The sequence below is a fragment of the Shewanella marisflavi genome, assembly GCF_002215585.1.
In the GTDB taxonomy this organism is placed as follows: Bacteria; Pseudomonadota; Gammaproteobacteria; order Enterobacterales; family Shewanellaceae; genus Shewanella; species Shewanella marisflavi.
The window spans coordinates 3,837,214-3,853,945 of sequence record NZ_CP022272.1; the positions used below are offsets into that span (position 1 = coordinate 3,837,214).

At 48.5% G+C, this 16,732-nt stretch carries 5 protein-coding genes, 3 tRNA genes and 7 rRNA genes; 5 read left to right on the forward strand and 10 right to left on the reverse strand.

Annotated features, from left to right (window positions below; translation table 11 throughout):
* Positions 1–14: 14 nt before the first annotated feature.
* From coaE to CFF01_RS16900, 5 genes are all read left to right on the forward strand, one after another.
* Complete coding sequence (coaE, locus tag CFF01_RS16880) at positions 15–620, forward strand: dephospho-CoA kinase (protein ID WP_088905560.1); 606 nt, start codon at positions 15–17, stop codon at positions 618–620.
* Between the two features lie 8 nt (positions 621–628).
* Positions 629–1,363, forward strand: coding sequence for a cell division protein ZapD (gene zapD / locus CFF01_RS16885; protein WP_033540806.1), 735 nt, complete (start codon positions 629–631; stop codon positions 1,361–1,363).
* Between the two features lie 48 nt (positions 1,364–1,411).
* Positions 1,412–1,624 (forward strand): DNA gyrase inhibitor YacG, encoded by a 213-nt coding sequence (gene yacG, locus CFF01_RS16890; protein ID WP_088905561.1) that lies wholly within the window; start codon positions 1,412–1,414, stop codon positions 1,622–1,624.
* Positions 1,625–2,014, forward strand: coding sequence for an 8-oxo-dGTP diphosphatase MutT (gene mutT, locus CFF01_RS16895; protein ID WP_088905562.1), 390 nt, complete (start codon positions 1,625–1,627; stop codon positions 2,012–2,014).
* Positions 2,015–2,439: 425 nt separating this feature from the next.
* A protein-coding gene (locus CFF01_RS16900; RefSeq protein WP_088903906.1) for an IS3 family transposase occupies positions 2,440–3,614 on the forward strand; the annotation gives its coding sequence in 2 pieces (ribosomal slippage) (positions 2,440–2,698 and positions 2,698–3,614; 1,176 coding nt in all).
* Between the two features lie 176 nt (positions 3,615–3,790).
* Here the strand turns inward: CFF01_RS16900 and rrf (CFF01_RS16905) are convergent.
* From rrf (CFF01_RS16905) to CFF01_RS16950, 10 genes are all read right to left on the reverse strand, one after another.
* Positions 3,791–3,906: ribosomal RNA gene (gene rrf, locus CFF01_RS16905) — 5S ribosomal RNA — on the reverse strand.
* Between the two features lie 131 nt (positions 3,907–4,037).
* Positions 4,038–6,919: ribosomal RNA gene (locus CFF01_RS16910) — 23S ribosomal RNA — on the reverse strand.
* Between the two features lie 289 nt (positions 6,920–7,208).
* Positions 7,209–8,753 (reverse strand): 16S ribosomal RNA (locus tag CFF01_RS16915).
* Positions 8,754–10,616: 1,863 nt separating this feature from the next.
* Positions 10,617–10,732 (reverse strand): 5S ribosomal RNA (gene rrf / locus CFF01_RS16920).
* Between the two features lie 9 nt (positions 10,733–10,741).
* A tRNA-Thr gene (locus CFF01_RS16925) sits at positions 10,742–10,817 on the reverse strand.
* An 83-nt stretch (positions 10,818–10,900) separates the two neighbouring features.
* Positions 10,901–11,016 (reverse strand): 5S ribosomal RNA (gene rrf, locus CFF01_RS16930).
* A gap of 183 nt (positions 11,017–11,199) precedes the next feature.
* Positions 11,200–14,092, reverse strand: a 23S ribosomal RNA gene (locus tag CFF01_RS16935).
* 283 nt (positions 14,093–14,375) lie between these two features.
* Positions 14,376–14,451, reverse strand: a tRNA-Ala gene (locus tag CFF01_RS16940).
* A gap of 54 nt (positions 14,452–14,505) precedes the next feature.
* Positions 14,506–14,582: transfer RNA gene (locus CFF01_RS16945), tRNA-Ile, on the reverse strand.
* Positions 14,583–14,652: 70 nt separating this feature from the next.
* Positions 14,653–16,197, reverse strand: a 16S ribosomal RNA gene (locus tag CFF01_RS16950).
* Together the 16S, 23S and 5S rRNA genes with 3 tRNA genes alongside form the textbook arrangement of a ribosomal RNA operon.
* Between the last annotated feature and the right edge of the window lie 535 nt (positions 16,198–16,732).

The following is a 16,732-nucleotide window of genomic DNA, read 5'->3' on the forward strand; positions in this document are numbered from 1 at the left end:
ACTCAGAGATTATCATGGCTAATTTTGTTGTCGGCCTCACTGGCGGTATAGGAAGTGGCAAGACCACAGTGGCGAACCTGTTTGCAGAATTAGGTATCGATCTTGTCGACGCCGATGTCGTGAGTCGACAAGTGGTAGCAAAAGGCACCAAAGGCTTAGCCGAGATTGCCCAACATTTTGGCCGCGACATTTTGCTTGAAAATGGCGAGCTAAATCGAACGGCACTAAGAGATAAGATATTTAACAATCCCACCGAGCGAGAATGGCTTAACAACTTATTACACCCCATAATCCGATCAGAAATGTTAACACAATTGCAAAATTCAACCTCAGACTATGCAATTTTGGTTGTGCCCTTGCTATTTGAGAATGGTTTAGATAGGTTAGTGAATTGCACTTTAGTGGTTGATATTTCGCCAGAGTTACAGATTCAGCGAACGACGCTAAGAGACGCTGTCGATGCAGAGCAAGTGCAAAATATAATAGCTAGCCAGGCAAGCAGAGATGAGAAGTTATCCAAAGCTGACGATGTTATCGACAATCAAGGCTCGATATCAGCATTAAGAAGTAAGGTTTCTGCATTACATAATAAATACATAAAATTAGCCGCACAAACTTAATTATCGTCATGAATGAATTGATCTACGAACAGCCATTAAACGAGAAGACACGTAGCTATCTTAGGCTCGAATATCTCGCGAGCCAGGTACAAAGTAATTTAGATCAAGACCATCAACATCGTTGTTTCTATCCACTATTTTCCCTCTGCGAACTTACTGAACGTTGTGATTATCGCAGCGAGATCATTAAGGATATCGACAAGCAGCTGCTTAATCTAAAAAAGTGGCAGCACTTGCCTCATATTGATGAGCAGCAAGTAGAGCATTACATTCATCAAATGCAACAAGCTAGAGCTCAGCTGATCGGCTGTGAACGCCCAGGACAAAAGCTAAAGCAAGATAGGTTTTTATCAGCATTAAGGCAGCGCTTTGGCATGCCAGGCGCATGCTGTAACTTTGATCTGCCGCAGTTACATTATTGGTTGGCTAAACCTTGGGAAGTGCGCCAGCAAGAGTATAAAGCTTGGACTAGTCACTTCGATTGCTTACTCAACCCGATTAAGCTGTTACTTGAATTAACCCGTAATACAACCATCTATAATCCAGCAACGGCTACCGCCGGCTTCTACCAAGGCTCTAGCAATCAAGCACTATCTCTGATTCGAGTTAAAATAGATCCAGAGCAGGGTTGCTACCCCACAATTAGCGGCAACCGTAATCGTTACGCCATCCACTTTGTATTGTTTGACCAACAAAAGCACTCAGATAAATCAATCGACTTTATGTTGGCAACCTGCACCTAAAGTGATTACCATAGCCCGACTGTCATTCATCGGCCTATGGAAGTAATTATGCCAACCACAGTTAAGTGCCCGACCTGTCAAAAAGAGGTAGTTTGGTCAAAAGAATCCAAATTCAAGCCCTTTTGCAGCGAAAGATGCAAACTCATCGATCTTGGCGATTGGGCCTATGAGAAACATGCTATTCCAGTGAAACCTGAATTTGATCCAGAAACCCTAGATTCCCTTGGCTATGAAGAATCTGATTTCTTTAAGGATCAATAGATGAAAAGAGTCCATGTTGCTGTCGGCATCATATTCGACACTGATAACAAGATATTACTCGCTAAACGTCCTCAGCACCTTCACCAAGGCGGCAAATGGGAATTCCCTGGCGGTAAGGTCGAACAGGGTGAAACGACCTCTGAAGCCTTGATCAGAGAGTTGAGGGAAGAAGTGGCGTTAGAAGTGGCATCGACAAGCCCACTAATGACCATCTCATACGACTACCCTGACAAACAGGTGTATCTCGACATACACACAGTTAAGTCCTTCACAGGGCAAGCTAAGGGCCTCGAAGGTCAACTTATTCAATGGGCTGAACTTGCTGATCTCAAAGATTATGATTTTCCCGCGGCGAACCAACCCATAGTAGAAAAACTCCTCTCTTTATAGTCATTCATCTCAAAGCCCGAATCCTAATATCGGGCTTTTTAATGACTAAAATCCTATCCACACATAATTGAATATCAATTAAGAATCCCCTGCCCAGTCAGTAATTATCCTGCTATTTATAAGAAAAGTCAGACCGTGAGTTTATCTGTCTTTTTACTACTGCTGCGACCTAAAAGCCCATTCACCAAGAAGCACAGGCTTCAAACTAATCAAAAAAGCATTTACTAAGGTCTCTATTGTGGGCTACGAAGCCTTATATGGTTCCAATGCATCTAAGGCCTTGGGGCAGGGATGAGGGAGTCAACTAAACATAAAAGAAAGTCGCCTGTCATCGACAGCTTCAAACCAAATTGTAGTGGCATAGTGAATTTGGCCACCTGAATAGACGAAGTGATAGACTAACTTCTGGAAAAAAGGTGGTAGAAATGAAGAACACAAGACCGACATTCAGTGCAGAGTTCAAATTAGAAGCTGCGCAGCTGGTAACGAAACAGGGATACAGCATAGCTGAGGCTGCAAGCGCGATGGGCGTGAGTAATTCAGCCATGCGTAAATGGGTAAACCAGCTTCGACAAGAGCAGCAAGGCATATCCCCCAAAGGCGCACCGCTCACCCCCGAACAACAGCGGATCCGTGAGCTGGAGAAGAAAATCCGCCGCATTGAAGAAGAGAACACCATTTTGAAAAAGGCTACGGCTCTCTTGATGTCAGACTCACTGAACAGTTCTCGTTAGTCGAGAAACTCAAGAAGAGCCATAGCGTAAAACGGATTTGTTCAGTATTTGGTATTCACCGCAGCAGTTACAAGTATTGGCGAGGCAGACCTACCACCATTGACTCGCAGCGGGTAAAACTGCACAGCTTGGTGCGGGAGGCTTATGAAGCCAGCAATGGGTCAGCGGGTGCCAGAACCCTGGCTGATATGGTGACGACTGCTGGCGTTAGGTTGACGCGCTATCGTGCCACAGGACTGATGAAGAAGCTGGGGCTAGTGAGCTGCCAGGTGCCGCAACATCGCTACAAAAAGGCAGACAAGGAGCATGTCGCCATCCCTAACCTCCTTGACCGCCAGTTTGCAGTGACGGCTCCCAATCAAGTGTGGTGTGGCGATGTGACCTATGTGTGGACAGGCAAACGATGGGCTTACCTTGCCGTTGTTCTGGACTTGTTTGCACGGAAACCGGTGGGGTGGGCGATGTCATTTTCGCCCGATAGTGCGCTAACAAGCAAGGCACTAACCATGGCCTTTGAGGCGCGAGGAAGGCCGAAAGACCTAATGTTCCATAGTGACCAAGGAAGCCACTATACCAGCCGCCGCTTCCGCCAACAGCTCTGGCGTTATCAGATTAAGCAGAGCATGAGTCGACGAGGAAACTGCTGGGACAACAGCCCGATGGAGCGCTTCTTTAGAAGCTTAAAAACAGAATGGATACCGATGACAGGCTATCGGGATATCGGTGAGGCTAAGAGTGAGATTTCGCGATATGTGACGGGGTATTACAGTCAGCTGAGACCACATCAATATAACGGTGGGCTGACACCCAATGAGTCAGAGCGAAGATACTGGCTTGAATACAAAACCGTGGCCAATTTTAGTTGACCACTACACGATTATGCAGGATGCAATTATCGACCTATCACATGGAAAGGTGGCATGCTTTGCATGCACTCCCTTCTTTCCCATGTTCGAGTAGATATTTCAAAAGCTGTTAAACGAAAAAATCCCCAACACAGTGTGCTGGGGATTCTTCGACTCTCTTTCGAGAATAAATAGGCGTCTGGAAATGACCTACTCTCACATGGGGAGACCCCACACTACCATCGGCGCGATTGCGTTTCACTTCTGAGTTCGGGATGGGATCAGGTGGGACCACAATGCTATGGTTTCCAGACAAATTTGGAAATTTAGAAAGCTGCACTCTTTATTCAAGAGCTAATTTGAGTCCGCACTTCAATCAAGTACTTGTATTCTTCTGATTCAGTAACCATTACTTACTTTGCAGTAAAAACCCTTTTGGGTTGTATGGTTAAGCCTCACGAGTCATTAGTACAGGTTAGCTCAACGCCTCACAACGCTTACACACCCTGCCTATCAACGTCCTAGTCTCGGACGGCTCTTTAGAGACCTTAAAGGTCTAGGGATGACTCATCTTAGGGCTCGCTTCCCGCTTAGATGCTTTCAGCGGTTATCGATTCCGAACGTAGCTACCGGGCAATGCCATTGGCATGACAACCCGAACACCAGCGGTTCGTCCACTCCGGTCCTCTCGTACTAGGAGCAGCTCCCTTCAATCATCCAACGCCCACGGCAGATAGGGACCGAACTGTCTCACGACGTTCTGAACCCAGCTCGCGTACCACTTTAAATGGCGAACAGCCATACCCTTGGGACCGACTTCAGCCCCAGGATGTGATGAGCCGACATCGAGGTGCCAAACACCGCCGTCGATATGAACTCTTGGGCGGTATCAGCCTGTTATCCCCGGAGTACCTTTTATCCGTTGAGCGATGGCCCTTCCATTCAGAACCACCGGATCACTATGACCTGCTTTCGCACCTGCTCGACGTGTATGTCTCGCAGTTAAGCTGGCTTATGCCATTGCACTAACCGTACGATGTCCGACCGTACTTAGCCAACCTTCGTGCTCCTCCGTTACTCTTTGGGAGGAGACCGCCCCAGTCAAACTACCCACCAGGCACTGTCCTCAACCCCGATTCAGGGGCCAGAGTTAGAACATCAACACTACAAGGGTGGTATTTCAAGGTTGACTCCACGAGAACTGGCGTTCCCGCTTCAAAGTCTCCCACCTATCCTACACATGTAGGGTCAATGTTCAGTGCCAAGCTATAGTAAAGGTTCACGGGGTCTTTCCGTCTAGCCGCGGGTATACGGCATCTTCACCGCAATTTCAACTTCACTGAGTCTCGGCTGGAGACAGCGTGGCCATCATTACGCCATTCGTGCAGGTCGGAACTTACCCGACAAGGAATTTCGCTACCTTAGGACCGTTATAGTTACGGCCGCCGTTTACCGGGGCTTCGATCATGGCTTCTCCGAAGATAACCCAATCAATTAACCTTCCGGCACCGGGCAGGCGTCACACCGTATACGTCATCTTGCGATTTTGCACAGTGCTGTGTTTTTGATAAACAGTTGCAGCCACCTGGTATCTGCGACTGCCGTCAGCTTAGGGAGCAAGTCCCATCACCAACAGCAGCGTACCTTCTCCCGAAGTTACGGTACCATTTTGCCTAGTTCCTTCAGCCGAGTTCTCTCAAGCGCCTTGGTATTCTCTACCCGACCACCTGTGTCGGTTTGGGGTACGATTCCTGCTAACCTGAAGCTTAGAAGATTTTCCTGGAAGCATGGCATCACTACTTCAGTTCCGTAGAACCTCGTCATCAACTCTCAGTATTAGGTACCCGGATTTGCCTAAGTACCCTACAGTCTTAAACGCGGACAACCAACGCCGCGCTAGCCTAGCCTTCTCCGTCTCTCCATCGCAGTTAGCAGAAGTACGGGAATATTAACCCGTTTCCCATCGACTACGCCTTTCGGCCTCGCCTTAGGGGTCGACTTACCCTGCCCCGATTAACGTTGGACAGGAACCCTTGGTCTTTCGGCGTGGAGGTTTTTCACCCCCATTATCGTTACTCATGTCAGCATTCGCACTTCTGATACCCCAGCGTGGGTTACCTTCACCTTCAACGGCTTACAGAACGCTCCTCTACCGCACTAGCGCAAGCGCTAGTACCATAGCTTTCGGTGTATTGCTTAGCCCCGTTAAATCTTCCGCGCAGGCCGACTCGACTAGTGAGCTATTACGCTTTCTTTAAATGATGGCTGCTTCTAAGCCAACATCCTAGCTGTCTAAGCCTTCCCACATCGTTTCCCACTTAGCAATAACTTTGGGACCTTAGCTGATGGTCTGGGTTGTTTCCCTTTTCACGACGGACGTTAGCACCCGCCGTGTGTCTCCCGAGTAGTACTCATTGGTATTCGGAGTTTGCAAAGGGTTGGTAAGTCGGGATGACCCCTAGCCTTAACAGTGCTCTACCCCCAATGGTATTCGCTCGAGGCGCTACCTAAATAGCTTTCGAGGAGAACCAGATATCTCCCGGTTTGATTGGCCTTTCACCCCCAGCCACAAGTCATCACCGCATTTTTCAACATACGTGTGTTCGGTCCTCCAGTTGATGTTACTCAACCTTCAACCTGCCCATGGCTAGATCACCGGGTTTCGGGTCTACACCTTGCAACTAAACGCGCAGTTAACACTCGGTTTCCCTACGGCTCCGCTATTCGCTTAACCTCGCTACAAAATGTAAGTCGCTGACCCATTATACAAAAGGTACGCAGTCACGGTCTCAAGAACCGCTCCCACTGCTTGTACGTATACGGTTTCAGGTTCTATTTCACTCCCCTCACAGGGGTTCTTTTCGCCTTTCCCTCACGGTACTGGTTCACTATCGGTCAGTCAGGAGTATTTAGCCTTGGAGGATGGTCCCCCCATATTCGAACAAGATATCACGTGTCCCGTCCTACTCGTTTTCACCTAAAGTTAGTTTTCATGTACGGGGCTATCACCCTGTATCGCTGTGCTTTCCAACACATTCCACTAACACCCTCTAGGCTTAAGGGCTAATCCCCGTTCGCTCGCCGCTACTAGGGGAATCTCGGTTGATTTCTTTTCCTAAGGGTACTTAGATGTTTCAGTTCCCCTCGTTCGCCTCATTAAGCTATGTATTCACTTAATGATGACAGCTTATGCTGCCGGGTTTCCCCATTCGGACTCGTTAGCTCAAATGCTTGTTACTAGCTCGCCAACGCTTTTCGCAAGTTACTACGTCCTTCATCGCCTCTGACTGCCAAGGCATCCACCGTATACGCTTAGTCACTTAACCATACAACCCAAATGAGTTTCATCTGAGTCGCATCGCAACTAATGGTTTCAACTTTCGCCAAAAGAATACTCAATGCACTTGATTAAAGTGTGTTTTGAGAACTCAATTATTTTTTCGCGCTAATGCTACAAATAATCACGTACAAGTACGTCACTATCCCTTTCACATTAACACTATCAGCTTTCCAAATTTTTAAAGAACAAGCATCGTCGCTCGGACGTGCCACTCGCTCTAACAAGAACAAGTTATCTGTGTGAACACTCAACAAGCACTAAATCAATCGTATAGGTAAGGAGGTGATCCAGCCCCAGGTTCCCCTAGGGCTACCTTGTTACGACTTCACCCCAGTCATGAACCACACCGTGGTAAACGCCCTCCCGAAGGTTAAGCTATCTACTTCTGGTGCAGCCCACTCCCATGGTGTGACGGGCGGTGTGTACAAGGCCCGGGAACGTATTCACCGTGGCATTCTGATCCACGATTACTAGCGATTCCGACTTCATGGAGTCGAGTTGCAGACTCCAATCCGGACTACGACGAGCTTTCTGAGATTAGCTCCACCTCGCGGCTTCGCAACCCTCTGTACTCGCCATTGTAGCACGTGTGTAGCCCTACTCGTAAGGGCCATGATGACTTGACGTCGTCCCCACCTTCCTCCGGTTTATCACCGGCAGTCTCCCTAAAGTTCCCGGCATGACCCGCTGGCAAGTAAGGATAAGGGTTGCGCTCGTTGCGGGACTTAACCCAACATTTCACAACACGAGCTGACGACAGCCATGCAGCACCTGTCTCAGAGTTCCCGAAGGCACTAAGCTATCTCTAGCGAATTCTCTGGATGTCAAGAGTAGGTAAGGTTCTTCGCGTTGCATCGAATTAAACCACATGCTCCACCGCTTGTGCGGGCCCCCGTCAATTCATTTGAGTTTTAACCTTGCGGCCGTACTCCCCAGGCGGTCTACTTAATGCGTTAGCTTGAGAACCCAGTGTTCAAGACACCAAATTCCGAGTAGACATCGTTTACGGCGTGGACTACCAGGGTATCTAATCCTGTTTGCTCCCCACGCTTTCGTACCTGAGCGTCAGTCTTTGTCCAGGGGGCCGCCTTCGCCACCGGTATTCCTTCAGATCTCTACGCATTTCACCGCTACACCTGAAATTCTACCCCCCTCTACAAGACTCTAGTTTGCCAGTTCGAAATGCAGTTCCCAGGTTGAGCCCGGGGCTTTCACATCTCGCTTAACAAACCGCCTGCGTACGCTTTACGCCCAGTAATTCCGATTAACGCTTGCACCCCTCGTATTACCGCGGCTGCTGGCACGAAGTTAGCCGGTGCTTCTTCTGCGAGTAACGTCACAGCTAAGTGCTATTAACACTTAACTTTTCCTCCTCGCTGAAAGTGCTTTACAACCCGAAGGCCTTCTTCACACACGCGGCATGGCTGCATCAGGCTTGCGCCCATTGTGCAATATTCCCCACTGCTGCCTCCCGTAGGAGTCTGGGCCGTGTCTCAGTCCCAGTGTGGCTGATCATCCTCTCAGAACAGCTAGGGATCGTCGCCTAGGTGAGCCATTACCTCACCTACTAGCTAATCCCACCTAGGTACATCCAATCGCAGAAGGCCCGAAGGTCCCCTCTTTTCCCCCGTAGGGCGTATGCGGTATTAGCAGTCGTTTCCAACTGTTATCCCCCTCGACTGGGCAGTTCCCTAGGCATTACTCACCCGTCCGCCGCTCGTCAGCAAAGAAAGCAAGCTTTCTTCCTGTTACCGCTCGACTTGCATGTGTTAGGCCTGCCGCCAGCGTTCAATCTGAGCCATGATCAAACTCTTCAATTAAAGTTTTGGTGAAGCTAAAAGCTTCGGCTCAATGAATTCTGATTCATTTAAACGACTCGGAAGAATCATCTAAATGTTTGTACATATTGCTATGAACATTCATCGTTGCATTGAGATATAAATCGTTTTCGATTAACTCAACACCTGTGAATGTCCACACAGATTTCTTGTTTCATCTTGTTAAAGAACGTTCGCCTCATACTGGAGTCCAGCGGGCTAGGGCTGCGTATTCTACGCTTCTCCCTGTCGGCGTCAAGCGCTTTTTTCAAAAGTTTTTTTCAGTGGTTAATTACTGTGCTTTCGCAGTGTAACTAACGTCTTAAAAACCCGAAGGCGCTTACCACCCTGACTCAACCTACATGCTTACTTACTTTGCTAAGCAGCGCCGTTTGCCGTGTCAGTGGATGCGCATTATAGGGAGACTAAACTTTTACGCAAGGGCTTTTTTCAATAAAAACGAACTTATTTTTTATACCTGGAATAAGCACACCCTTTGCACCAATTACGCACAAAGTTATCCACATAACCGGTCTCTAAAGATACAACACACAACCTCTTTACCTATCGACGATAAAGCCTAATACCTCTTCAAAGCCTTAGTCGGGCATAGTTGAAATAGAACAACCGTATATAAAAGGAATAAAAAGAGTCAGCAGTTAATACAAATACCACGGGCCAATATGGCAAAAGCCCAAGCCATTTTAGGAAAACGCTTAAGCGAATGTTCTTTTAATGCATAAATGGATCACTATTTCCCCTAAGACCACAGTACTAGCTCTCTTATAAACTTCAAGGGAGTATGCGAAACTCCTCGACCTAATTAGTCAAAAATAGAAAGCCGATAGTAGCCGATCGCTTTACCTCGGATTTTCATTAAGTGTGCTTATTGGATACAAGGCTACTTGGGCCGGTAGCTGTTACTTAAATGGATATACTGCGCTCAGCTAGACACAGAGCCTCATCTTCTTCTACAAGCAACAAAGCAACTGAAACCGTCGTGAGTTGGGCATAAGTTAAGACAATTATACCAACCTCCAGCTCTCCAAGTTGCTTCAGTTACTCCAGTTACTTTGACCCCATTTATGAAGATGTAACGACCGGCAACCAGATCTCTCACTGCTCCAGCAAATCCCTACAAAGAACTATTTTTTCCGAGAAACGGCTAGCGTCCAGGAAAGCCGATAGCGGCCTTGAGCGAATTAAATGTCGAAATATCGATACCCAATGAAACATTTATCGACTGATTTAAACAATAGGCATTCATTCCTACCTCAGTGAATTAAGTCGTATTTGTCTTTAAGGAATCGGTATTGGCCAGTAGCAAGCTTGCGTACTTGACCGAGATGGATGGCGAAAGTATCGATATAGCAGAATGCACTTATCAACCTATCTCAGATGGCAAAAGACATCCGTTTCTCAAGCGAAGCATGATGGACGGCTGGAGCGCGAAGCAGCTTGCCTGAGAGCTGAGGGGCAAGGCACATGAATGTAACGAATGTCATACACGCAGGATGCAGTTTATGACCAAGCTCAGCGATATAAAGGAAGCGCTAATCATGGCCAGCTTCAGCCATATTTAGATATTTATATAAACATACGCTCACATGGATGGCTGGCTAGACTGCGAGCTGAGGGGCCTGACCGCCATGGATGGCGGAAATGCAGTTAATGAATGGAGCACTTAACTGCCACACTGCGTAAGCAGCTTTGGGCTGCATGTGAAGTAGGTGCTTTCGCGCAACCTACATGGATGCAGGAAGTGCCATAAACTGCCAGGAGCAATTTAGGGCGAGCGTATAAACGAAAAAATCCCCAACACACTGTGCTGGGGATTCTTCGACTCTCTTTCGAGAATAAATAGGCGTCTGGAAATGACCTACTCTCACATGGGGAGACCCCACACTACCATCGGCGCGATTGCGTTTCACTTCTGAGTTCGGGATGGGATCAGGTGGGACCACAATGCTATGGTTTCCAGACAAATTTAGTGGTGCTGATACCCAGAATCGAACTGGGGACCTCATCCTTACCAAGGATGCGCTCTACCGACTGAGCCATATCAGCACAAAACTCTTAATAATTAGGCGTCTTACTCTACATGCGCTCAATTATTTTGCTTTATCCTAAAGAGGATAAGCGAAATTAGCGTCTGGAAATGACCTACTCTCACATGGGGAGACCCCACACTACCATCGGCGCGATTGCGTTTCACTTCTGAGTTCGGGATGGGATCAGGTGGGACCACAATGCTATGGTTTCCAGACAAATTTGGAAATTTAGAAAGCTGCACTCTTTATTCAAGAGCTAATTTGAGTCCGCACTTCAATCAAGTACTTGTATTCTTCTGATTCAGTAACCATTATTACGACCTCCATGGATGGAGGAAGTGCCAAGAAATGATTGGACTCATTTCCGGTACTTTGCAGTAAAAACCCTTTTGGGTTGTATGGTTAAGCCTCACGAGTCATTAGTACAGGTTAGCTCAACGCCTCACAACGCTTACACACCCTGCCTATCAACGTCCTAGTCTCGGACGGCTCTTTAGAGACCTTAAAGGTCTAGGGATGACTCATCTTAGGGCTCGCTTCCCGCTTAGATGCTTTCAGCGGTTATCGATTCCGAACGTAGCTACCGGGCAATGCCATTGGCATGACAACCCGAACACCAGCGGTTCGTCCACTCCGGTCCTCTCGTACTAGGAGCAGCTCCCTTCAATCATCCAACGCCCACGGCAGATAGGGACCGAACTGTCTCACGACGTTCTGAACCCAGCTCGCGTACCACTTTAAATGGCGAACAGCCATACCCTTGGGACCGACTTCAGCCCCAGGATGTGATGAGCCGACATCGAGGTGCCAAACACCGCCGTCGATATGAACTCTTGGGCGGTATCAGCCTGTTATCCCCGGAGTACCTTTTATCCGTTGAGCGATGGCCCTTCCATTCAGAACCACCGGATCACTATGACCTGCTTTCGCACCTGCTCGACGTGTATGTCTCGCAGTTAAGCTGGCTTATGCCATTGCACTAACCGTACGATGTCCGACCGTACTTAGCCAACCTTCGTGCTCCTCCGTTACTCTTTGGGAGGAGACCGCCCCAGTCAAACTACCCACCAGGCACTGTCCTCAACCCCGATTCAGGGGCCAGAGTTAGAACATCAACACTACAAGGGTGGTATTTCAAGGTTGACTCCACGAGAACTGGCGTTCCCGCTTCAAAGTCTCCCACCTATCCTACACATGTAGGGTCAATGTTCAGTGCCAAGCTATAGTAAAGGTTCACGGGGTCTTTCCGTCTAGCCGCGGGTATACGGCATCTTCACCGCAATTTCAACTTCACTGAGTCTCGGCTGGAGACAGCGTGGCCATCATTACGCCATTCGTGCAGGTCGGAACTTACCCGACAAGGAATTTCGCTACCTTAGGACCGTTATAGTTACGGCCGCCGTTTACCGGGGCTTCGATCATGAGCTTCTCCGAAGATAACCCAATCAATTAACCTTCCGGCACCGGGCAGGCGTCACACCGTATACGTCATCTTGCGATTTTGCACAGTGCTGTGTTTTTGATAAACAGTTGCAGCCACCTGGTATCTGCGACTGCCGTCAGCTTAGGGAGCAAGTCCCATCACCAACAGCAGCGTACCTTCTCCCGAAGTTACGGTACCATTTTGCCTAGTTCCTTCAGCCGAGTTCTCTCAAGCGCCTTGGTATTCTCTACCCGACCACCTGTGTCGGTTTGGGGTACGATTCCTGCTAACCTGAAGCTTAGAAGATTTTCCTGGAAGCATGGCATCAACTACTTCAGTTCCGTAGAACCTCGTCATCAACTCTCAGTATTAGGTACCCGGATTTGCCTAAGTACCCTACCTACAGTCTTAAACGCGGACAACCAACGCCGCGCTAGCCTAGCCTTCTCCGTCTCTCCATCGCAGTTAGCAGAAGTACGGGAATATTAACCCGTTTCCCATCGACTACGCCTTTCGGCCTCGCCTTAGGGGTCGACTTACCCTGCCCCGATTAACGTTGGACAGGAACCCTTGGTCTTTCGGCGTGGAGGTTTTTCACCCCCATTATCGTTACTCATGTCAGCATTCGCACTTCTGATACCTCCAGCGTGGGTTACCCCTTCACCTTCAACGGCTTACAGAACGCTCCTCTACCGCACTAGCGCAAGCGCTAGTACCCATAGCTTCGGTGTATTGCTTAGCCCCGTTAAATCTTCCGCGCAGGCCGACTCGACTAGTGAGCTATTACGCTTTCTTTAAATGATGGCTGCTTCTAAGCCAACATCCTAGCTGTCTAAGCCTTCCCACATCGTTTCCCACTTAGCAATAACTTTGGGACCTTAGCTGATGGTCTGGGTTGTTTCCCTTTTCACGACGGACGTTAGCACCCGCCGTGTGTCTCCCGAGTAGTACTCATTGGTATTCGGAGTTTGCAAAGGGTTGGTAAGTCGGGATGACCCCCTAGCCTTAACAGTGCTCTACCCCCAATGGTATTCGCTCGAGGCGCTACCTAAATAGCTTTCGAGGAGAACCAGATATCTCCCGGTTTGATTGGCCTTTCACCCCCAGCCACAAGTCATCACCGCATTTTTCAACATACGTGTGTTCGGTCCTCCAGTTGATGTTACTCAACCTTCAACCTGCCCATGGCTAGATCACCGGGTTTCGGGTCTACACCTTGCAACTAAACGCGCAGTTAACACTCGGTTTCCCTACGGCTCCGCTATTCGCTTAACCTCGCTACAAAATGTAAGTCGCTGACCCATTATACAAAAGGTACGCAGTCACGGTCTCAAGAACCGCTCCCACTGCTTGTACGTATACGGTTTCAGGTTCTATTTCACTCCCCTCACAGGGGTTCTTTTCGCCTTTCCCTCACGGTACTGGTTCACTATCGGTCAGTCAGGAGTATTTAGCCTTGGAGGATGGTCCCCCCATATTCGAACAAGATATCACGTGTCCCGTCCTACTCGTTTTCACCTAAAGTTAGTTTTCATGTACGGGGCTATCACCCTGTATCGCTGTGCTTTCCAACACATTCCACTAACACCCTCTAGGCTTAAGGGCTAATCCCCGTTCGCTCGCCGCTACTAGGGGAATCTCGGTTGATTTCTTTTCCTAAGGGTACTTAGATGTTTCAGTTCCCCTCGTTCGCCTCATTAAGCTATGTATTCACTTAATGATGACAGCTTATGCTGCCGGGTTTCCCCATTCGGACATCGTTAGCTCAAATGCTTGTTACTAGCTCGCCAACGCTTTTCGCAAGTTACTACGTCCTTCATCGCCTCTGACTGCCAAGGCATCCACCGTATACGCTTAGTCACTTAACCATACAACCCAAATGAGTTTCATCTGAGCTGCATCGCAACTAATGGTTTCAACTTTCGCCAAAAGAATACTCAATGCACTTGATTAAAGTGTGTTTTGAGAACTCAATTATTTTTTCGCGCTAATGCTACAAATAATCACGTACAAGTACGTCATTATCCCTTTCACATTAACACTATCAGCTTTCCAAATTTTTAAAGAGCGGGCTTAAAAAAGCCAAAGATAAATTCTGCATTTATCTTTGGCATCTCTAACCTAAACTGCATGCTCTCATCAAAGAGCAAATGGTGGAGCTATGCGGGATCGAACCGCAGACCTCCTGCGTGCAAGGCAGGCGCTCTCCCAGCTGAGCTATAGCCCCATTTACATGCAGCGAGAATAATACGTTTAATACCGAATCTTTCCTTGGAAAGATTGGTGGGTCAGAGTGGACTTGAACCACCGACCTCACCCTTATCAGGGGTGCGCTCTAACCAGCTGAGCTACAGACCCAACGTATTTCTCTATCTTCTATCAAGTAATCTGTGTGAACACTCAACAAGCACTAAATCAATCGTATAGGTAAGGAGGTGATCCAGCCCCAGGTTCCCCTAGGGCTACCTTGTTACGACTTCACCCCAGTCATGAACCACACCGTGGTAAACGCCCTCCCGAAGGTTAAGCTATCTACTTCTGGTGCAGCCCACTCCCATGGTGTGACGGGCGGTGTGTACAAGGCCCGGGAACGTATTCACCGTGGCATTCTGATCCACGATTACTAGCGATTCCGACTTCATGGAGTCGAGTTGCAGACTCCAATCCGGACTACGACGAGCTTTCTGAGATTAGCTCCACCTCGCGGCTTCGCAACCCTCTGTACTCGCCATTGTAGCACGTGTGTAGCCCTACTCGTAAGGGCCATGATGACTTGACGTCGTCCCCACCTTCCTCCGGTTTATCACCGGCAGTCTCCCTAAAGTTCCCGGCATGACCCGCTGGCAAGTAAGGATAAGGGTTGCGCTCGTTGCGGGACTTAACCCAACATTTCACAACACGAGCTGACGACAGCCATGCAGCACCTGTCTCAGAGTTCCCGAAGGCACTAAGCTATCTCTAGCGAATTCTCTGGATGTCAAGAGTAGGTAAGGTTCTTCGCGTTGCATCGAATTAAACCACATGCTCCACCGCTTGTGCGGGCCCCCGTCAATTCATTTGAGTTTTAACCTTGCGGCCGTACTCCCCAGGCGGTCTACTTAATGCGTTAGCTTGAGAACCCAGTGTTCAAGACACCAAATTCCGAGTAGACATCGTTTACGGCGTGGACTACCAGGGTATCTAATCCTGTTTGCTCCCCACGCTTTCGTACCTGAGCGTCAGTCTTTGTCCAGGGGGCCGCCTTCGCCACCGGTATTCCTTCAGATCTCTACGCATTTCACCGCTACACCTGAAATTCTACCCCCCTCTACAAGACTCTAGTTTGCCAGTTCGAAATGCAGTTCCCAGGTTGAGCCCGGGGCTTTCACATCTCGCTTAACAAACCGCCTGCGTACGCTTTACGCCCAGTAATTCCGATTAACGCTTGCACCCCTCGTATTACCGCGGCTGCTGGCACGAAGTTAGCCGGTGCTTCTTCTGCGAGTAACGTCACAGCTAAGTGCTATTAACACTTAACCTTTCCTCCTCGCTGAAAGTGCTTTACAACCCGAAGGCCTTCTTCACACACGCGGCATGGCTGCATCAGGCTTGCGCCCATTGTGCAATATTCCCCACTGCTGCCTCCCGTAGGAGTCTGGGCCGTGTCTCAGTCCCAGTGTGGCTGATCATCCTCTCAGAACAGCTAGGGATCGTCGCCTAGGTGAGCCATTACCTCACCTACTAGCTAATCCCACCTAGGTACATCCAATCGCAGAAGGCCCGAAGGTCCCCTCTTTTCCCCCGTAGGGCGTATGCGGTATTAGCAGTCGTTTCCAACTGTTATCCCCCTCGACTGGGCAGTTCCCTAGGCATTACTCACCCGTCCGCCGCTCGTCAGCAAAGAAAGCAAGCTTTCTTCCTGTTACCGCTCGACTTGCATGTGTTAGGCCTGCCGCCAGCGTTCAATCTGAGCCATGATCAAACTCTTCAATTAAAGTTTTGGTGAAGCTAAAAGCTTCGGCTCAATGAATTCTGATTCATTTAAACGACTCGGAAGAATCATCTAAATGTTTGTACATATTGCTATGAACATTCATCGTTGCATTGAGATATAAATCGTTTTCGATTAACTCAACACCTGTGAATGTCCACACAGATTACTTGATAAATTGTTAAAGAGCGTTTAGCACATCCCGGTAGTTCCGAGTGGCTAGGGCTGCGTATTCTACGCAATCCCGTGTTCGCGTCAAGCAGTTTTTGCAAACTTTTTGAGGCTTCACTTTTCAGTGACTGACCACCTTATCGCCTTAGCTACCAAGTGTTTCGACGCTGCGTTATCTGCTTTGCCGTGTCAGTGGATGCGCATTATAGGCAGTTCTAATTTGGGCGCAAGTGGTTTTTAACGAAAAATCAGACTTTTTTCGATCTTTTTAGATAGTCACATCATACACACCATTTACCCCCAAAGTTATCCACAAATAGGGGCTTTAGAGGGAGTTTGGCCTCGCGCCAAGATCAAAAAAGCCATC

Coding starts and splice junctions, on each gene's coding strand:
- coaE (WP_088905560.1), top strand. CDS start 15: ATGGCTAATTTTGTTGTCGGCCTCACTGGCGGTATAGGAAGTGGCAAG.
- mutT (WP_088905562.1), top strand. CDS start 1,625: ATGAAAAGAGTCCATGTTGCTGTCGGCATCATATTCGACACTGATAAC.
- zapD (WP_033540806.1), top strand. CDS start 629: ATGAATGAATTGATCTACGAACAGCCATTAAACGAGAAGACACGTAGC.
- yacG (WP_088905561.1), top strand. CDS start 1,412: ATGCCAACCACAGTTAAGTGCCCGACCTGTCAAAAAGAGGTAGTTTGG.